This window comes from Spirosoma liriopis, from assembly GCF_023196085.1.
In the GTDB taxonomy this organism is placed as follows: Bacteria; Bacteroidota; Bacteroidia; order Cytophagales; family Spirosomataceae; genus Spirosoma; species Spirosoma oryzicola.
Genome location: NZ_JALPRF010000017.1, coordinates 1 through 20,429, shown reverse-complemented (window position 1 = coordinate 20,429; position 20,429 = coordinate 1). Strand labels below are relative to the sequence as shown.

15 protein-coding genes are annotated in these 20,429 nt (G+C 44.8%); 5 read left to right on the top strand and 10 right to left on the bottom strand.

The genetic code is table 11. From position 1 onward, the window contains the following. Positions 1-31: 31 nt before the first annotated feature. The gene (locus tag M0L20_RS29890) at positions 32-436 is read right to left on the bottom strand and encodes a hypothetical protein (protein ID WP_248480996.1); all 405 of its coding nucleotides are present in this window, start codon (positions 434-436) and stop codon (positions 32-34) included. A 1,787-nt stretch (positions 437-2,223) separates the two neighbouring features. Here M0L20_RS29890 and M0L20_RS29885 point away from each other — a divergent pair. Continuing rightward, the gene (locus M0L20_RS29885) at positions 2,224-2,886 is read left to right on the top strand and encodes an AAA family ATPase (RefSeq protein ID WP_248480994.1); all 663 of its coding nucleotides are present in this window, start codon (positions 2,224-2,226) and stop codon (positions 2,884-2,886) included. Then, a complete protein-coding gene (locus tag M0L20_RS29880) occupies positions 2,858-3,178 on the top strand; it encodes a hypothetical protein (RefSeq protein ID WP_232564015.1) in 321 nt (106 codons plus the stop codon). Before M0L20_RS29885 ends, M0L20_RS29880 begins: the two co-directional genes overlap by 29 nt. A 748-nt stretch (positions 3,179-3,926) precedes the next feature. On the opposite strand, the gene M0L20_RS29875 is transcribed toward M0L20_RS29880, so the two are convergent. Next, on the bottom strand, positions 3,927-4,898 hold the full coding sequence (locus M0L20_RS29875; protein WP_248480993.1) for an AraC family transcriptional regulator: 972 nt from the start codon (positions 4,896-4,898) through the stop codon (positions 3,927-3,929). A gap of 97 nt (positions 4,899-4,995) precedes the next feature. Here M0L20_RS29875 and M0L20_RS29870 point away from each other — a divergent pair, with 97 nt between their 5' ends. Beyond that, positions 4,996-6,159, top strand: a complete 1,164-nt coding sequence (locus tag M0L20_RS29870) for an FAD-dependent oxidoreductase (RefSeq protein WP_248480991.1) — start codon at positions 4,996-4,998, stop codon at positions 6,157-6,159. A 372-nt stretch (positions 6,160-6,531) separates the two neighbouring features. On the opposite strand, the gene M0L20_RS29865 is transcribed toward M0L20_RS29870, so the two are convergent. Further along, positions 6,532-7,755, bottom strand: coding sequence for a PQQ-dependent sugar dehydrogenase (locus M0L20_RS29865; RefSeq protein WP_248480989.1), 1,224 nt, complete (start codon positions 7,753-7,755; stop codon positions 6,532-6,534). A 2,645-nt stretch (positions 7,756-10,400) separates the two neighbouring features. Here M0L20_RS29865 and M0L20_RS29860 point away from each other — a divergent pair. Then, complete coding sequence (locus M0L20_RS29860) at positions 10,401-11,294, top strand: replication initiation protein (protein ID WP_232564018.1); 894 nt, start codon at positions 10,401-10,403, stop codon at positions 11,292-11,294. Here M0L20_RS29860 and M0L20_RS29855 read toward each other — a convergent pair. From M0L20_RS29855 to M0L20_RS29830, 6 genes are all read right to left on the bottom strand, one after another. Continuing rightward, positions 11,291-12,226 (bottom strand): PDDEXK nuclease domain-containing protein, encoded by a 936-nt coding sequence (locus M0L20_RS29855; protein WP_248480987.1) that lies wholly within the window; start codon positions 12,224-12,226, stop codon positions 11,291-11,293. The two genes, M0L20_RS29860 and M0L20_RS29855, sit on opposite strands and share 4 nt — an antisense overlap. Before the next feature lie 514 nt (positions 12,227-12,740). Next, the gene (locus M0L20_RS29850; protein WP_248480985.1) at positions 12,741-13,346 is read right to left on the bottom strand and encodes a hypothetical protein; all 606 of its coding nucleotides are present in this window, start codon (positions 13,344-13,346) and stop codon (positions 12,741-12,743) included. Positions 13,347-13,472: 126 nt separating this feature from the next. Further along, positions 13,473-14,471 (bottom strand): S41 family peptidase, encoded by a 999-nt coding sequence (locus tag M0L20_RS29845; protein ID WP_248480983.1) that lies wholly within the window; start codon positions 14,469-14,471, stop codon positions 13,473-13,475. A 371-nt stretch (positions 14,472-14,842) separates the two neighbouring features. Then, positions 14,843-15,520: a hypothetical protein gene (locus M0L20_RS29840; RefSeq protein WP_248480981.1), complete on the bottom strand. Its 678-nt coding sequence runs from the start codon at positions 15,518-15,520 to the stop codon at positions 14,843-14,845. 328 nt (positions 15,521-15,848) lie between these two features. Beyond that, positions 15,849-18,476 (bottom strand): ABC transporter permease, encoded by a 2,628-nt coding sequence (locus tag M0L20_RS29835; RefSeq protein WP_232563792.1) that lies wholly within the window; start codon positions 18,474-18,476, stop codon positions 15,849-15,851. Between the two features lie 2 nt (positions 18,477-18,478). After that, positions 18,479-18,805, bottom strand: coding sequence for a PadR family transcriptional regulator (locus M0L20_RS29830; RefSeq protein WP_232563791.1), 327 nt, complete (start codon positions 18,803-18,805; stop codon positions 18,479-18,481). Positions 18,806-19,418: 613 nt separating this feature from the next. On the opposite strand from M0L20_RS29830, the gene M0L20_RS29825 reads away from it, so the two are divergent. Then, positions 19,419-20,135, top strand: coding sequence for a DUF3667 domain-containing protein (locus M0L20_RS29825; protein ID WP_248480979.1), 717 nt, complete (start codon positions 19,419-19,421; stop codon positions 20,133-20,135). A gap of 27 nt (positions 20,136-20,162) precedes the next feature. Here the strand turns inward: M0L20_RS29825 and M0L20_RS29820 are convergent. Beyond that, the coding region (locus tag M0L20_RS29820; RefSeq protein ID WP_248480977.1) for a hypothetical protein at positions 20,163-20,429 on the bottom strand (267 nt) is incomplete at its 5' end.

Below are 20,429 nucleotides of genomic sequence, written 5' to 3'. Positions count from 1 at the left end.
GGTAAGGTCTCTCAGGACAGCAAGTCGTCGATTAGAGAGACCCCTTTTGGCGAAGATATACCGGTACAAAACGCACCCGGTGATTTGGGCCATAGAGCAGAAAGGCACGGTTTTCAGGCCAAGACTGTCGCGTTTTGCGATAAGCATCACGAATGCTTACACCAATAAGCCGTACATACACCTTCTCCTGGAAGGTGTAGAAATAGACTAACTGAGCAAATTGATAGAGTTTTTTTGGCCATTTTACAACGGCCTCGCTACTAAATTGCCATGTGTGGCGTTGAAGTGTTAGCCAGTCCACTAAACTAGTATAGAGGTAGCGCCAACTGATAGTCTCCAATAAGGTCAGCGCACGTATCGTACAATAACCTGACAGAACTGTAAAACGAAGTATAGATAGTCCAAGAAATATAAGTAAGTAAAGCTTTTGGCTCATAGTATTCCAGGATAGAATTAGTCAGCTACGGTGCAATGAACATTTGTCAACTATGTTCACCACATCAGGCACAAAAATCATGGCACACTGCTTAAATCCACCGAAGAACAACTGGCTTCTGCTTCAATTCCTGGTTAAACTACACGAACTATCTTAGTCAGTACCTTAAACTGATTATTTACTGTCAGCACACAACCGGTATACCTATTAACTCCCAGGAACACCATTATTTTTAATTAGTAAAATAGCCTGATCAATCGATTGTATCCAACGTACGAGCATTTTATTATACCTAAATACGTATTTAATTTACTTCATACTATACACTTTAATTGACTGTAGAATGCAACTGGCAAAACGTTTGATTTAGGTTACATTAATTGTGCCAATTGTGGTATAGCTAATTAAAATAGCCACTCCTGTAGCTAACTAGTGACTATATAGCCTATTGCTGTCAAATCAATTACCAATAAGTCAGCCGTTCGTTTACAATTGAGTACGTTTTCTGTACATAGACGGTATACTCCCGTTTTACTCGATATCTCTATTGACAGAATTAACAAGCGTGAAATTTATATTTATGAAAAATGCTTATTTTCAACTATTTATATAAAAAATTTAGATCTATATGCTTATCTACTTCTATACTATTTCTAGATGTAAAAAACGCCTTTATTAAGTATCAACGCAGTTGTACTTGGTTATCACGACCTGGCCCTCGAATGCGTTAAGCGAGACTACTGGATTGACTCAATCCAATTCCTTCCTGCTAATCCAGACGTAAGTCAACAAAGTAGCTGCCTGTCAGCCGATCAAGTGAATGACTTGTAAAGCTAGCTTCTCAACGATGAACCTAGACTGTGGCTGTGTTAATAGTCTCAACCAATCATCATAGCTTGGCATTACCTTACCAATTACTTTTCAAATCGATAAGACTGTATGAACAGACATACGATCATTATAGCTGTTTCTATCCTGCGCTGATTGTAACACTCCTCCCCTGTCTAAAGCTGGAACGAAAACCATGTATGTTTCAACGTGTATGCCCATCTACGCAGAATGTTTTCCGAGATCATAGTAGAGACTACTGTTAATTAGCGATCATCTGTGCAGTAAACTATAAATTGAGTATATGATAAGTCAGCTCAACGTCACTGAAAGCGAATACGTTGATCCAAGCGGATAGCAGTTCTTTATAAACTAGTAACAGGTTATACAATGCTCCTTACAAAGTACTCTTGTCATTGATTGAACGATTAACTATATTTTTCTACAACTAACTACACTAGTAATTTAGGAAAATGAATTTGGTAATAACTTCATCATAAAAGTCTAACTTTCAAAGCTTTGGCTAAAATACTAGATCTTTTATTTGTAGGATTCTCAATCAAAAATAGATTTATAATCCAGATCTATTTTTAAATCCTAAACCACACCTGTTTTTCTGCATGTGTAAGATGAGCAAAAACGGGGTATTTTACTTTTTTGAATCCATGAAAGCTACTAATTGTAAAGGCTAAACTACATATTATTCTTTTAAAATTAGTACCGTTAATAGATCTATTTTTTAATCTAATCTACTACTAAATATAATACATTATTTATTCTATTTTAGGGTTTTAAAAGCATACTAGATAACAATCTTGTTCAAGATCCTATTCATAAGTAAGAATACATACTAAATAAACATCCTGTTTCGAATCGATAAAACTTGTAGAATGCACTCTGTTTTTGAATCTATTTTTATACATTTACCCCATCAAATAAAAATCTAAAATTAGATCTAAATGGTCATCTCTTTTAACTCGATAAAGGGTGGCGTCGGCAAAAGCACATTAGCGGTCAACTTTGCCGCCTGGCTAGCTAAGGAAGGTCATGACGTTTTACTAGTCGACGGCGATGAGCAGGAGACGGCTAGTGATTTTACGGCATGGCGGGAGCAGACCATTGGCAACACTGGCTACACGCTCGTTAACATGACAGGTGCAAACCTGCGTAAACAAGTCGAGCAAATGAAACCCAAATACGATCACATCGTGATCGACACGGGCGGCCGGGACACCACCAGCCAGCGGGCGGCTTTATCGGTCGCTGATGTGTCCATGATTCCGTTTGCTCCCCGTAGCTTCGATTTATGGACAATAAACAAGGTCATTGAAGTGATTGACGAGGTTCAGGCTATTCGCGCCGAGCCGATCATCCCGTACGTGTTCTTAAGCCGTGCCGATATCAAGAGTGCCGATAACCGCGAAGTCGCCCAGGCATTGGCAACGTACGAGCAAATCACGTATGTACCGTACGCGATCAGTAACCGAAAAGCTTTTAGTAATGCAGCAGGAGTGGGGCTTGCCGTTTTCGAAATGGTGCAGCCTGATCTGAAAGCCGTTGCAGAAATTAACGCACTATTTAACCACGTTCTTCATGGCAACCACATTACCACCGGTGCGTAAAAAGCCGGCAGAGGCTGATATTGACGCCTTTATCAACAAGGGTGGCTCACCCACCAAAAAAGCGGAGAAAGAGCCCAAAAGTAAGGAAACTGAAAAGGCAACCGAGGGCGACAATACCGTAAAATTCTTTAATTTACGCCTGACAGCGGGTGTATTAAACAGAATCACCAGCTTTCGTGAGAAGCGTCCACGCAAACTGGCAAGCCCCAAACTTGGTATCTCCACCCATGATTGGATTCTGGAAGCCATTGAAGAAAAGATGCAGCGCGAAGCAAAGAAATATTCCATGTAAGCAGTCTTGCCTTTTCCCTTCAAGGGTTCAATTTTGGACAGTTTTGTGCGGATCATCAAACCTGCTTGTTGAACCAAAATAATTCGTCAAGCAGGTTTTTTTAGCTAAAAACGCTTACGCCTTTATCGCCAATAACCACTTACAGACCATTAACTATACTTTACCTGCTAGGTACAATTGAAGAGAAATAGTCGCATTCTGCGTCGCGCGTAATTCATTTGTTGAGGCAACAAAGGCCCTTATAAGTTATCAATAGGGTAGGGGAGTAGGTCTGAATTTTCCTTTCAATAACCCAAAGCCAAGCGGTAAACAGCAAGATTAACTGAACCTGTTGACCCGATTCCAGTGGCCAAAACATCAGCACAAATAAGGTTACCCCGTACTGACTTACCTGTAGTATAAGCAGCTATACGCAATTTGATCGTTTCTGTGCGTAGCGGTCGTGTTCATTGGCGAACGTCTGCGTCAACAAGTTTATAAGTTATACCTAATTCAGGAAGCAGGGTAGACAGATAGGGCTTGTCAGTCTATTCACCGCGTTATTGTTTGGTGCCTTATGGGTACTTGATTTTCGCGTACCGTATATCTGGTTTATGCTTACCTTCCAGGCTTATCAGCAGAACAAGTCGATTGCGTCTTGACGATCATGAGTCAGGCTTGACATTATGAGCTCTGTTCCCAATACTCTTCTGAATTGTGCGCAGCTATTGGAGCCGTAATTCTGGCGTACCGTAAATCCAATTCTTTTTTACGAACCAATAGGCAGCGCTGAAAATTTCTTGGGTGTACTACCCATGTGCTCTTCAAACACCCGGGAAAAGTGGCTCAAATTTGTAAAGCCCAACTGGTAGCCTACTTCCGAAACCGTCAACCTTTTTTCTTTGAGTAACCGGGCAGCTTCCTGCATACGCATGGACTGATAATACTCGAAGATTCCTTTCCCAAACGTTTGTTTGAAAAGCTTCCGAAGCTTTGGTTGGCTCATGTGCGCTTCGCGGGCTAACGAAGCGATAGCTGGCGCTTCGCCCAAATGTAGTCGTAAGTGCTCCTTGATGGCGTATATGGATCTAAAGTCGCTGATGTGCAGCTTAGTCATCGCTTTGGCTTCTCGTTGCATCAGCAAGGCAAACACGTAGCACAGCATTTCTTCACATTTAAGCTTATAATAGCGGCTTTCCAACCGTTCGGGAATGGATTGATGCAACATGTCGCTAGCCGTTTTGACCAGTTCGGGTGAGCTGTCAATTTCAACCGCAAAATTGTTTTTGGCTCTTAGCAGATTGGCCACTATGGGATGGTCGATTTCTCCAAATAGGTGGCGTAGGTATTGTCGGGAAACGGCGATGGTCACACTACCGAAGAGCGTGTGTGCAGGCATTTCCATAAGCGCCGACAAGGCCTGTACACAAATAAATACATAAGCCCGTTCGGGCGCTAAGTCTGTTTGGGTTTGCGGGGACGAATAAACACCGCTCAGCAAAAAAATAACGTCGTCCTGACCGTCTACCAGCTCATTCGTGCGCTCGATAAGTACGTCTTCTTTGAGGTAGTAATGACGCACCATCATCCGCAGATCATGCCCCCAGGTGAAGCCGGTCAGGTAGCCTCCGCCTTTACTTTCGGGGATATAAACAAAACGACCACTAATGGTGGCCCCAATCGCCTGCGCAAAAGCCCGAAGGATTCCTGAACCGTTGCTATCCGTAAGAGAGATTTTCATTTGCGACTAGTATAAGAGCAAATAGGGCTATTTTATACCTAAAGGTAACTTCAACTTTGTAGCAGAATATGGGCACTGCTCTTTGACGTAAATAGACATGCTGGTAAAAGACAAACAAATAGCGATCATAGGTGGTGGTCCAGGTGGTTTAACCCTGGCCACACTTTTACAAAAGAAAGGCGTCGCCGTAACCGTATATGAACGGGACAGCGATCGAACAAAACGAATTCAAGGAGGTACCTTAGACTTGCATACCGAATCGGGGTTAGCCGCTTTAGACAAAGCAGGCTTACTGGATGCCTTCAAAGCAAGTTACCGGCCTGGTGCCGAAAAAGTGCGAGTCGTTAATAAGCAAGCAGAAATTCTGGATGACGAACATACAAAAAGTGAAACTACACACTTCGGAGACGAACACCATAGACCTGAAATTGACCGGGGTGCCCTAAGAACTCTTTTACTGGATTCGCTACAACCCGACACACTTGTCTGGGATAGTCACATTACCTCGCTTGAATCAGTGGGTAAGCGCTGGAAACTAATGTTTCAAAACGGGACTACGGCTACCGCCGACATTGTTATTGGGGCTGATGGGGCCAATTCTAAAATTAGGCCTTTTGTCACACCCATCAAGCCGTTTTACTCGGGAGTTACTATTGTTGAAGGCAATGTGTATGATTCCGCAACGAATACGCCCCGGATTCACGCCTTGTTGAAAGGGGGAAAGATCATGGCCCTCGGCGATTCGAAAACAATAACCATCAGTGCTAAAGGCGACGGGAGTTTAGACTTTTATGCCGGTTGGAAAGCATCGGCTAACTGGGCAAAAGAAGGCGATGTTGATTTTAAAGATCGTCAACAAGTACTGGCCTGGTTTAAGGGCGCTTATGAAGGCTGGGACACAATCTGGGTTGAATTGTTTGAAGGAGCTAGTTTACCACTCATAGTGCGCCCGCAATACTGCATGCCACTGGACCAATCCTGGGAAGCACAGTCTAACTTAACGTTATTTGGCGATGCGGCACACCTCATGCCACCCTACGCGGGAGAGGGCGTTAATATGGCTATGTTGGACGCTTTAGAGTTGAGTGAATGCTTAACCAGCGATCAGTTCGCGGATACACAATCGGCCATTGCTCATTACGAAAAAAGACTATTTAACCGATTTGCTGATGTAGGCAGAGAAACTTTAGACAATACTGACTGGATGCACTCACCTGAAGGATTAGAGAAATTAGTAAAACTATTCAACCCTGCTACATAAGCGACCGCTGAAAACTTCCTCGATCTCTTTGTTGCAGGGTAGTATTCACTTTTCTTGTCAGTCATGAGAAAATATTCTGATCTATATAAACCTGATAGACGGTCTAATATCACTTTATTTTATATAAAATTTTAAATCGCTTATTGGGTTTATTTTACAATCTAAAAATAGATCTAAAATTAGACCTTTATTTATAACTAGAAGTATATGGTTTTTAGCGATCATACTACCGTTGCACAGAAGTCATAAGACTGATGTACAGTTATAATGATTAACATGACTTAACCTTTTATACGTAGTAACGAGTGAGTACGAACGTTACTCCAGCCATATAGGAGTAACCCGATGGCTGGAGTGCCCCCTTAGCTGTAATTACTTTTTAGACACGCGGTAAAGCCGTCCCTGATCTGTAATTGCGTATAAGGCACCGTCGCTTCCTTGCATTACGTCCCGAAAACGTTGTTGCTGATCGGCCAATAGTCGTTCTTCGCCCACAACCTTATTATTATCGATAACCAATCGAACGATGTGCATACCACTCAATGCGCCAACAAACAGGTTATTTTTCCATTCGGGTATAGCATCGCTGTTGTAGAAAGTCATACCGCTAGGCGACACCACCGGGTCCCAGTAATATACGGGTTGCTCTAGCCCTTCTTTTTGTTGAATACCCTCACCAACCTTTTCGCCACTGTATTCGATACCGTAGGTGATCGTTGGCCAGCCATAGTTTTTACCTGGCTGAATCCGGTTGATTTCATCGCCACCCCGTGGGCCAAATTCTCCTTCCCACAGGTCTCCCGTTGCTGCGTTGAGAGCCAGTCCCTGTACGTTGCGGTGGCCATAAGAGTATAATTCCGGGCGCTCATTTGCCTGACTGGAAAAGGGATTGCCAGAGGCAGGCTGACCGTCTTTTGTAATGCGAATAACTTTCCCGAGTCCCGAGTTAAGCGACTGCGCTTGCGGACGGGTGACTAAGTCAGAACGTTCACCGGTACTGATGATCAGATTTCCATCCGGAGCAATTAGAATCCGTCCACCATAATGTAGCGTGCCTTTGTAAGCAGGTGTAGCACGGTAGATAACCGTTGCGTTCTCGATCTTCTTTTCGTCGGCAGATAGTTTACCTTTAGCTACAGCCGTCAGGTTACCATCTGAGCGAGGTTCGGAGAACACCCAGTAGACCATTCGATTGGTCGAGAAATCGGGATCGACCCGAACACCCAGTAATCCGCCCTGGCCAGATGAATTTACCGATGGTAAGCCCGTTATCGGAGCACTGACCTGACCGGCTGCCGTCACCAGTCGCATTGTTCCTTCCCGCTCTGTAACAAGCAGCCTACCATCTGGCAAACCGGTGATACCCCACGGACTTTGAAGCGCTTCGGTTAGTACTTTGTATTCGTAGGGAGTAGACGTTTTAACGCTGGCAACTCGGGTTTGGCCTGCAAATGCCGGCTTGTAATCTGAATTCGGTGCCTTTGTCTCGACTGAGGCAGACGAACCGCCGGTTGGCGCGGTTTTGTTATCGGCTGCATCCTGTCCGCAAGCTGTCAGCGAGCTTATTGCTACGAGTAATAGCAGATATCGATTCATCGTTCGTTTATTTTGCATATTGAGCGTTTTACTATTCATCAGTAAACAGACCGCTATTGTTTAGGTGGTGAGCATTGTATTATGCTGGAATTCGCAATAGTCAGAGACTTGCACTAGATCTTAACATGGCATGAGCTAGCTTGCTTTGAAGTACAAATTATTAGGGAATGCATTTGTTTGTCGAGTAACCTACTATTTCGTTAGTCTAGTATGTATCCTTTAAGATCTATCAACCAAAAACCACTAGTTAGTTGTTCCACCAACTCTGTAGATTGATGTATCTGTATCGATATTTGTTGCTGATGAATAGCAGGCTATTGAGGTAACTCATTATGTAAGACGCCGACATGACGATGCTTATTAGAAGCAATGTTTACTGGTTATTGACGTTGTGGACTTGGTTCCATGTGTTTGTTCTTGATGCCTACTTGAGAATGGAGGAATATCATCGCTAGGAATCAGACGATCGCCTGTGGATCGGGGGGTTCGCCAGTTGCTGACGTGTAGTAAAAAATACGATCTGATGCTCCACAAATAGCCTCGTCCAATTGGCGTTATCTCAAATATGCCATAGGTCAACGCAAAGGCCAACGCTCTCATGACCAACGGTATTAATAATATCAAGCGCCTGATTCATGGTTCATATTGTAGTTTCGATCTTCATCAGGGTGGCGTTCAGAAGTTTTAGAGGAAGACGAACGCTGTGGTCGGTTACCAAAGGAGCTAGTCTCTTCAACTTCTGAATAGTTTGTTTTGTCAGGAGATCAACGCTAACTTCTATTAATCACGAACGGGTGACTTTGGGTAAAGGGAGCTAGTTGTCTAATTTTTTCTGTAAGTGCTTAACGCGTCAATACCTGTTGACTCGGGTTGTATCCAACTTGCCCCGAAGGTTCGAACTAGTGGTTGTACCGCACTGATCAGTAACCTTGCGTCGGTTATTGCGTCGTTTGATCAGGGAGCTGGCTCTTGTTAAGCTTCTGTTCGCAGACCTCAATTGTTTCTATACCAAGTTGAGCGCATTGCCTAATACCTCCCTTAATGAGTCCAAGATGGGTCTAGGAATGGGTTGTAAATTGGTTTGTACCAAACTGAAAAGGGTAAACAGAAGAATGGTTCGGGACCATTTTAAATGTTGCTTACTCGAGAAGAGATAGATAGTTTCCAAAGAACGCTGTCGATACAGTACCAAGCAGAAGTCTATTAGTAAGCTTATACTATAGGATGTAGTCAAAAATAGAACCCGATGTAGAAGATATAGACTACTCGCAATTGATTAAATGAGAGGTTGGCTGGCACTCGTCGATTTGACAACTACTGATAAGTAGGTGAGCGATGTGTGTAGCATTTATACTTGAAAAGTTCTTCAAAATTGGTTCTAGGATATATAGTATCAAGACTGCGGAAAACTAGGTTACTTGAGTTGATTCAATGATACTAACAGTAACGGTACTATACGGTACGATAAATAAGAATAAGAGTTGTATTTGCTAGGAATAATTGACGAGGATTTTGTCGTAGTTCCATAGCTTATTTTGTCTACGAAAATCATTAAAAAAGTTTATTTAAATGAAAATAACGAGGATTTTGTCGTAATAGGGGAGCCTGTAATATGTTCTAATAGATTTCAGACTGTGTAAGTTTTGTTTGCTTAGTTCGAGATGCGTGTATGTGAATACACCACGCTTTAATATAAAGTGTTGTCTAGGCTGCCGATGAGAATTTATAATACTGATAAATAAGTCTTTACGATAAGTTATATTACTATATGGCATTTGAAAGGTGCATGGATTCGAACTACGACAAAATCCTCGTCAGCCATAATAAATGGTGTGTAGCCCAATGCTTAATCCATTTGATTATTGAGCTTACAAACAGTATTTCTTTTGTCTATCAATGCACTCAAGTGAGTATACAAATCGTAATTATTGATTTGAAAATTTATTAAACGCGAGGTTTTATCTATAGTACGTTTCGGTAGTTATCCTATCAGAAATTTTCTTTTGTAAACTACATATTCCCAGGAATATATATACAAGTAGGCTTGGTTATCATTATCGTATCTACGATACCCGTGTAATAATCATAAAGGGTACCCGACAGCGAGAGGAACTGTCAAGGTTATATCAACTTCCTCTACTCAAAACTGACTAACGAGTGTCTCTGATTTAACATGCAATCATGTAAAAGCTATGCGAACTACGACAAAATCCTCGTGAACTACGACAAAATCCTCGTGAAAATCGGCCGCGCCTGCCTTATTTAACCTATTTTCTTTTTTGCTTTTTGCTTTTTTTTTGATTACTCTACATAATCTGTAAACTTTAAGACTATTTTTATCCACATTTTTTTTAAAAACTTTCTTTACCCTATCACAAATTTTGAGATTTTTTAGTATATTTAATATTTATGAAAATGCGTAACTAATTGGTATTCAATTAGTTATCTCATCCAACTACGACAAAATCCTCGTGAACTACGACAAAATCCTCGTGGAACTACGACAAAATCCTCGTGAACTACGACAAAATCCTCGTGGAACTACGACAAAATCCTCGTGAACTACGACAAAGAACTACGACCGTCGCTTTTCTTTGTCGTAATTGTTGATAACTTGCGATTCTAATCAATAGAGTAGCAGAAATATGGATCTGGATAACAAACTGATCGTACAGGATAATGCAATCACCAGCGCCCGTTATGAGATGAATGCGCTAGAGAAAAACATTATCTATATGATGATGTCACAGCTCCGTAAGGATGATACGGCCGATACTATCTATTACGTTTCTGTACGGGAGCTTATGGAAAAAACGGCTACTCGAAACTCCTATGAGGATTTTAAACGAGCTACTGAGCAGTTAATCGGTCGAGTCTTACAGATTCACCGGCCTAATGGGAATTTGTTGCAGGTATCGATGATTTCGTCAGCTGAATACATTGCTGGGCAGGGTGTAATTGAAATTGGCCTTGATCCCAAGATTCGCCCTTTCTTCTTCGATCTTAAACAAAACTTTACGGCGTTTCAGCTTCACATGGCTCTTAGCTTGGACAGTAAGTATGCCAAGCGGGTATATGAGATGTTAGCCCAGTACAAAAATCTGGGCCAGCTAACCATCGAGGTAGTCGAATTGAAACGTCGCCTGTACCTCTACGATGAAAAGACCGGGGTCGAGCAGTACAGGAACTGGGCCGACTTCGAGCGACGTATACTGAGCGTCGCTCAAAAAGAGATCAACGAAAAAACGGACCTGAGAGTAACCTACACCACAGTTAAGCAGGGACGTCGGGTATCAGAGCTTCATTTCGCCATTCAGGCTGGCCCTCAGCAGATCATAATCGATTACAAAGACGAAGATACAACGCTGTTTGGTAGACTGGTCAATGAGTTTCGTTTGCGTAAGGAGCAGGCCCAGGCAATACTGGACAAAATGAGTTCCGCCGAGATCACCAAACGATTATACGAAATTCAGCTAATGCGTTCTGACAACAAGATTCAGAATATCGGTGGCTATACGGCCAAAGCGTTTGGTGTCTAAGGAGCAGCTGTTAATGGCAATAGCGCAGATTCATCGGCTGGTAAGCCTGATTCAAAACTGACGGTAGTTAATCGAACAGTTCCCTCATTGTTGACCAATAATCCAACGGGTGGTTTACCGATTGTTGGCGGTTGCTTAGAAAAATAAGCATCTACGAGTTGAGTAAAACTGGCGCTATTGGCGGGGTTGTGTTCAGCAAATTGAACGAGTACAAATCGCTGGAGGAGCAGATGGAAAAATACGAGATCAATCCATTTGTCTTGTCCATCACTACTAATAAACTGCCGTTGCGCAACAAAAGCGTAACCTACATAGCGCTCCAGCAAGGTTTTCTTTAAATTCGCTACTTGAGTACGTAGACTCTGGGGTTGTGTGTTGGTAAGGCGGTGGGATAGGGTCGTAACCGTGACAACTTTCTTGGTATTAGCCAAAAGTTGATCCTGGCCAAGGGCAGCCTGGTAATAATAACGAGACCGAACCAGCTTTTGTAACAACTTGACTGTCCACCGTTCATCGGCAGCTTGCTGCATATAAAAGGCTCGTTCCTGTAAATTCTTAATTTGCATAAGCAGGCGATAGTGCGACCAGACCAACTCCGTTCGCAAATGTTGTCGGAGGTCTGGTAATTCTCTCCCTTTATTGGAGAGAATTGGGTAAGCTAGATAGAATTGCTTAAAGCGCCACATATTAGGTAGACTGTATCCCTTTCCAAAAGATTCCGTCAGTCGTTGAGAAAGTAACTCAATCAAGTGAATGCCATAATCAGCCCGTTCGGTACCCGCTTGCTCGGTCTCTACAATGATGCGGCCTAAGTGCCAGTATGCTTCTACCAGAACGAATTTAGGGTAAGGATCACGAGATTGCTCAGTCGTATCAACAACACTGCGCAAATAGCGAAAGAGTTCAACATGGTTAGTAGGAGGTGCATTCATGGCATAAGGCAACTTATCAATCAAAGTTATTCACCGCGAAGTCCACACCAAAATAGTTAGACGATATATCGAGCCCAGCCAAAAAATCTACTAAATTAAGCAACACTACATTGTGCTGTTCCCTGTCGAACGATAGGCATAACCAAACAAAGAGGGTAAATTTCCGGCTTGCGCCCAATTGCCAAAAATTGAGTACTCAATACGCATAGTTTAGGTAATAACTCTTTATAAATAATTTGAATAGTACAGAGCGACAAATCGTCTCGCAAACTCAGCTAAAGCGTGAGATTTTGGGTTTGATTAGTGAGACGACATTTTGAGACTTTATCCGATTTGGATTGTCTTTGCTATAACACTTACTGTAACTATCTCAAAAAATGGGCGTTTAATTAGACCACCTCTTTTAATAATTGTCAACAACTATCCGTAGCATACGAATATGTTGATGGATTAAATTTATAAAGAAGTACGAGGCACAAGTACGACACTCCTCGATTCTTTACAGAAACGAACTCTAGTTAACCATCAATGATAAATCATCGAAATAAACAGATCCTGTTGTTTTTGGTAGATAAACCAAGTAGACTAACAAGTTATCTATTCCACCAGGGAAAGAATCTAGAGTTACAGAGTATTCGGTAAAATCTCTTGTTCCGGTAATGGACGTTTTGTCTTGAGAACTGACAAAAACGACAGCACTCGTATTGCCTTTATCACCTCGGATAGCAAGCGATACCCCTGGGCCCACTAATGCTGTTTTGATCTTAGCGGTCAGCGTTAATTTAGCCCCAATAGGAATCGTCTTAAACGGAATGAATTGCTGGCCGTAGAAGCAAAAAGTTGCGGTATCCTTTACCTGACTACAGCTAATTTTTAGCGAGTACTGAGGAGATGAATAGGCTTCTGTTGACGCTCCTGACGTATATCCGTTTGGATTAGTAGGCTTTGTTGAATCAGTGCCAAAAAACCATCCTTGTGCACTTTGATCGATGTTGCCATTGACAAGCAAGCCATTGGCAGGCAAGGCAGTTTGCGGTTGGGTTTCTTCTTTCTTACACGCGGCAAGGAACAAGCTAGAAGTAAGAACAGGTAATGCTAAGAGTAAACGAAGCGATTTCAAGGTTGATTATGATTTAGAAGTAGAACGCGTAAACTGAGCAGATAAACAAATTATACTAATTCTGCTGTATATATGATATGGCTACGGTCCGCCGCGCGGCTGCAAAATACCCAAACGGTTAATTGCTTACTGATTGAGCCAGCGAATGGCTGCTTCGATTGCTGCTACACCCGATAATAATTCGCCAGCTTCTACCGAATGACCATACACCGTTTTTGTACGATCAGCCATCACACCAATGGTTAAGGTAAGCCGTGCCCCATCACTTAGTGGAATAGGAGCATTGGCCGACGAAACACCACAGGTGGGCAAGCCAAAGCTCTGGGTGTTGGCTCGTCCCTTAAAGGCAATCGCAATGCCTTCCCCTGCACTAGCGGTCTCAGGATTAGTCAACACCGCCACTTTAGGATTCGACTTTTTCAGCTGGTAAGGCGTTGGTAAGCGGACCATCACGTTCTTATCAAGAAAGCTGGTGCCATCCTGATAGCCCCAGGAACCGTACGTGTCATCGGGATACTTGAAGTAGCCACTTATCCCCTCTCCCAGAATAGGACCGATGCCCGCCAACATGCCATAGAGTTCTCCCCCTCGGTTCCCGCGTAAATCAACAATCCATCCCACCAATTGATCACTATCGGCTGCTTTGATGGCTTCCTGAAGCGCTTGGGCATACTCGATGCCCCACAGCCCGTACTTAACTCCATTCCCATCAATGCCTCCTGTAGGGCCTACTTTGATATAGCCGATGCGGGGGGTAGGGGGAACAGCCACAAGGGCAAAATCAGTGCAGTTGAGTGTTCTTGATCCATACAAGACTGTTCCGCCTGTAGCAGCCGTGTAAGAGCTGTGATTATCTTCTAAAAGCGTTAAGGCTAATGTAATTGCGGAATATGTATCGGCAATGGTCTGAGCGCCCTGAGCTTTTGCATTGACTTTACCGGCAAAGACTTGCCAATCAATCTTGTTTCGATTGGTTGAATACTTACTCATCAGGCTAATTAGTTCATCGATATAAGCCTGCGCCTGAGCCGAAGTAGCTTTAGGCTCTTCTTTGGTACAGCTCCATAAGGCGAGCAAAAGGAAAAAGACAGGAAAGAGCGTTGACTTTGCGAACGGATGGGTCATTATTGTATAGTTAGCCGGTTGAGTTAAGAAGTAAAAGGCTGCTACTCTATACTAGTGAAACTTGTTAAATAAGGAGGGTGGCTATCGTTTTTTATCAATTCTCACAAAAACGCTCATTTTCTTCGACTGCTTCTTAACTGGCTGGTCGAGAACTAACAATACATTGAATACCATAGCTTCGACCATGAAATGAACTGACTGGCCACAATAAGCGCGCAGCTGTGCCACAAGTAAAACAAAAGTGGGCAGCCTAACCAGGAGAATTCTCCGCAATCATCACGAACCACTGACTTCCTGACTATGTTCGTTTAAAGGGCCTGTCAACTACCCCTAACCATACTGACCAACTGGTTTTATAAGTAGTTCGCATTTTAGTGGTTTGAGCGATCAGAGGGGGTGGCCAGCCGGTTTAGTTTGATCCGGCCCTCATCCCCCGCAATGACCAGACTATACTGAACAATCGTTTGCCCGCAGTCGATTTTAAACCGATAATGACCAGCAGGAAGCCCGCTCAAATTGAACACCTTGCTGTTGGTTTCGGCGGTGTGGGTAGCTCGGTACATATTTTGTGAAACCTCATCCTGAATGCGAATCAGGAGCGGCTGCTGAGCCAGGTTCTTGTACCATAGTCTTACCTTTTTGTCCTCAATCTGGATCAACTCTACCGCCAGTTGATCAGAACCGGCTTGCGATGACTCAGCCAGTTGCTCCTTGGATGCGGGTAGGGAAAACGGTGGGCTGGGTGCCTCTTGACCAATAGGTGGTAGATCGTACGATTTAATCCGGTCAGTCACTAAATGGCCCTCCACTAGCCTGGCCAGTAAATCGTCAAACTCGGCCATCGTTCGTTTGGTCAGCTTCACATAGCGATCTTTGATTGTTTCCTGATAGAGCAGTTGGTCTTGAAGGGAATAAAAGCTGACCCGGGTCAGGCGGCTGTCATAGTCGGTATGGAGCCGCCAATAGCCTTTGGCTGAATCCGAAAGCATCGGCGCGTCATGGACATTGGGTTGGGCTTTTGTGAGCAATGGGTCATAGAGGAGTAGCAAAACAGCAACGGTGGTAATGAGCCAACATCGGAGAAAGAACGTAGTCGAGTGCATAGGGCTATGAGTGAACGTGTGAAAAAGTGGTTATCGAAAGTTGAAGCATCGCTGGAGTCGTTGTCATACAGGTTATTGGGCCTGCCAGTAGGCCTTTATTGGTCGACAATCTCTTATCCTTCTCATTGGTATAGCCGATTGGTTACCAATTTGAGCTTTGGCCAAGAGCGACAAGAGGTGGTTTTGCCGTTATGTATTGCCGCTTGGGGACATGCCTTGCTCGAATGACCAACCCATTTTAATGCCCTCCGATGTACGTATTGGGAGCAAGACTTTATTCCGAACGTAAACTATCGGTGGGATTCATCAGCGCAGCCCGGTAGGTCCGCAGGCCAATCGTCAGGCTGCCCAGTACCAGCAGGACAACCAGACAAAGGCCGAGCGTTTCAACACCGATACTGACGCGATACGCAAAATGCACCAGAAAGGCGTAGCCCGCCAGATAACCCAGCGGCAACGCCATGACACCGGCGATGAGCAACAGCCGCACAAAATCGCCAGACAGTAACCAGACAAGCTGACCAACCTCAGCACCCAGTACTTTACGGATGCCCACTTCTTTGACCCGGGTTTGGGTGTTGTAAGTCACCATGCCCAGCAGACCTAAACAGGCAATGGAAAATGCCAGCCCAATCAACAGCCACATGAAGTTGGTATCCTCATGGTGCGAATGGCGTTCCCGCAGAAAATCCTCGTACCACTGGCCCTCAAACGGTTGGTAGGGGCTAAGCTGCTTCCAGATGCGTTGAACATCGGTTAGCACGGCGGCTTCGGCCCCGGCGGCTACCCCGATATTGACGTAGCGATACTGGCTGGGTATACTTCGGAGTACCAACGGCTCGACCGCCAAGGAAAACGACGTAAAGTGGAAATCTTTTACCACCCCCGCAATGGATACGTCCGTAGTGTCGTTGAGCCATACCGATTGGCCAACGGCTTCCTGGGGGCTGCCCAACCGCAAGGCTTTAACGGCTTCTTCGTTGATCACCACCAGTCGTCCCGAGGTATCGGCTGTGGCTTGGGGCAGGTTCTGACCCGCCAGCAGCGTCAGATTCAGGGTAGATACGAACTGGTGGTTAACCGATGAGATAAAGGCCACCGACGAATCCTGGCTCGCCCGCCTGCGTTTTACCCATTGCCTCATTCCCCCGTGCGAACCCAGAAGTTCGGACGTGGCGCCGACCCGCTCAACGCCCGCCACCCGGTCCAGTTCATTCATCAATCGCTCAACAGGAACATCGCTGAGAGGCAGGATGAGAATACGATCCCGTCGGAAGCCGTAATCGCCCGTGGCCATATAGTTCATCTGACGTACCATCGTCAGTAGGCCGATCATAGCGATCAGCGAGATCGTAAACTGAAGCACAATCAGCGATTTACGGAGCGAAATGCCGCGAATGGTCCGTAATCCGGTCTGACTGCGTAACACCCGCGCCGGTTCAAAACCCGATAGGATCCGAGCCGGAACAATACCCGCCAGTAACCCGGCCAGAATACTAAACAGGATAAACGCAGTCCAGATCGTCCAGTCCCATTGGACGCCACTTATGAGCCATTGCCGAACGAAAGCCATCGGTTTGATGAATTCAAGTAGGCCAAAGGCCAGCCCCAGCGCCAGCAGCGACAACACGACCGATTCGGCCATAAACTGCCCAATCAATTGCGAACGCAATGCCCCCGCTACTTTTCTAATACCCACTTCGCGGGCGCGGCTCAGCGAGCGGGCCAGCGTCAGATTAATGTAGTTGAAGGCGGCCATCAACAAGGTCACTAAGCCTACGCCAAACTCGACCAATAGCCCCGCCAAGCTGGGTTCGTGGGTCCCCAAGCTCAACTCTTCGCGACTGGGGGAGAGGTGATCGAGCCGCTGGGTACGAAAGCTATAGCCTTTGATGTCTTTAAACTGTAAATCACGTGTCGCCCGGCTGTGCACCGTCGGAAGCACTTTTTCGAGCGATTGGAGGGGTGTGCCGGGCTTCAGCATAACATAGGTATACCCAATCGTATACGGCTGCCAGTCGGCATAGGCCGCCCGGGATTGGTCAGACACGCGCCATGACATCAGCATATCGAATACCAGGTGGGATTTGGTGGGTGGTTTAGCCAGCACGCCCGTTACGGTAAAGGTTCCCAACCCGGGGTTGTATAGCGTTTGGCCGATCGGATTGCCGGAACCGAAAAACTTTCCGGCCGTTTGGGGTGTCAGCACGACCGTGTTGGGTTGGGTAGGGGGCAGGCCTTTAGCCAGCGGGTAATTGAAGATTTGGAAGAACGCCGTATCCACCGCGTACGCTTTCATGGTGAGCCGTTTGTGGTTGCCCAAAAACTCGTTACGGGTAGGCACAACCCGGGTAACTTGGTCCACAAAGTCATACTGTTTTTTCAGGGCGGCTGCCAGGGGCATCGGTGAGGTAGCAAACGGCGATACGTCGTTGTTTAAACGGACGACATCGGTCAGAATCCGATAGGTTCGGTCGGCATGGGCGTGGAAGCTGTCAAGGTCAAAGGCTCCTTTGATGCTGGCCATCGCTAATAGGCAAACGGTTAGTCCTGACGCCAGTCCGAATACGTTAATGAAGGAAAACAATTTGTGTTTCCACAGATTTCGCCAGGCGATTTTGAGGTAACTGCTGAGCATACTCGGACGGAGAAAAAACAAGGATGAATACGGGTTTAAATCGGCCAGTTGCAGTTGACGGCTAATGAAATAGGGTCGGCAGAAGCGAATGACTTCCCAGATGTAGCGTCGTTGAGCCGTCGATTCACCCAGCTGGGCCACATGCTCTTTAAACTGCTCATGCAAGTCGCCGAGTAGTTCTTCCTGTAGCTCGGCGGGACAGATCAATCGGAGCAGCCGATCCGCCCAGGCGGGCGGTAATGGGTTATGGGGAGGTTGGGCCATATCTAGGAGAAGGACAGGTTAGGTATAGCTTCCCACAAGCCATTGCGGACCTGCCGCAGCTCGTCCAGGGTGCGTTTACCATAAGCCGTAATTGAGAAAAGCCGCTTACGGCGTCCTCCGCGAGCGGCCGTCGCCCCCCCCAGCTCCGATTTGACGAAGCCTTTTTCTTCCAGCCGGTAGAGGGCTACATGCACCCCGCTGAGGTTAATGGAGCGATCGGTTCGTTGCTTGAGTTCTTCGGCGATATTGAGTCCATAGGCTACACCATTCAGGATGGCTACGGTCAACAGGACGAGTTCTTCAAATTCGCCTAAATACGTTCTGCTCATAGTGGTTTGAGTGTCACTTGTATTTTCTTATTATTTGCTAAACAAATTAGATGCCACAAGTGTAATTGTCTTACTGTCAATAATTTACGCTGTATGACAGTAGTTTAATTGTCCGAAAACGTACAGGTCTGTCCGCTCCTGACTGGAAGCGGGCCAGGATGTGGATAATAAATCATTGTGAGGCTAAACCAGCCAACCTTACGGGGAAAAGAGCAGCTTTTAAGCTTTAGTGGGTCGTCAGCGAAAACAGCGAGCCGATATGCTAACTGGCTTTAGTAGCCTGTGATTTATATCGTCTCACAAAAAGCTCCTTAGTGAGGCATTTAATCTGCTTGGTTGGAGAAGTTAATGGTAAAGTGAATGAAGCAGACGGTGCCTTACGGCTTTCTAAACCCCAAGCTGCTTGGTCAAAGTTAGCCGACTTGTTCTCCCGAGGATTGATTGAGTACCCGCATTTCCTTACTTTTATCAGCAAGTACCTACTCCTCAAGTGATCTGGCAAGCCGGTTGACTACCACAAAAACGCACTAACGATTGCACTAAACGGTAGACTCAGCGTACTGATTACTACGGATAACTGAACGATTGGAAGACGAGCCCCTGTACATTCAGAATGAACTGTAATAACTGTAACACCGAAATAAACTCAAGATTTTGTCCAGAATGTGGGCAACCGGCAAGTCTCAAGCGAATTGACGGGCATTACATTCTCCACGAAATTGAACACATTCTGCATGTTGAACGGGGTATTTTGTTTACCGTTAAAGAGCTTGTACTTAATCCGGGACAAAACGTAAGAAACTACCTTTCTGAGAACAGAAGCCGACTGGTCAAACCCGTTATTTTCGTTATCATCACTTCTTTGATCTACTCGCTTTCTATCAACTTTTTTCACATTGACGATCAGTACATAAATTTTGAAGGAGGTGAGTTGGCGACACCGGTTAAAATTTTCAAATGGATACAATCTCATTATGGGTATGCAAATATTATGATGGGGATATTCATTGCCCTTTGGTTAACATTATTTTTTAGAAAACGCTCTTACAACTTATTTGAACTACTGATCCTTCTTTGCTTTGTGATGGGAATTAGTATGTTGATCTATTCCTTGTTTGCTTTACTTCAAGGTTTGACAGGAGCAAAACTAATGGCTATAGGTGGGGTGATCGGTGTTGGCTATTGTTCTTGGGCAATCGGTGATTTTTTCGGAAGAGATCGAGTTTTCAATTATGCAAAAGCCTTCTCGGCCTACCTATTGGGTATGATCAGTTTCACAATCTCGGCCATTCTATTAGGATTTATAATTGACTTAATGATAAGGCATTAAGCGTATAGTTTGCCTCTTTTCAAGAAGCTAAGCGTAAAATGCCCCTCGGGGCGTTTTATTCTTCTGTCCTTGCTCTACCATATACGACATACTATTAATGCACAGTTGGTAACAACCCCCTATCAGGCCATCTTCTGGTGTATCTTTAAACGCTCCTAAGTGAGACGATGTTGTCTTATCCTGATATAGGTTGTCAATTTTCACCCAAAATTGACAACTATGCAAGACCACATCCGCGACCTGCTGAGTCGCTTTCAGTACAGTGAACAACTCCGAGAGACGGCCGTGTTCCGC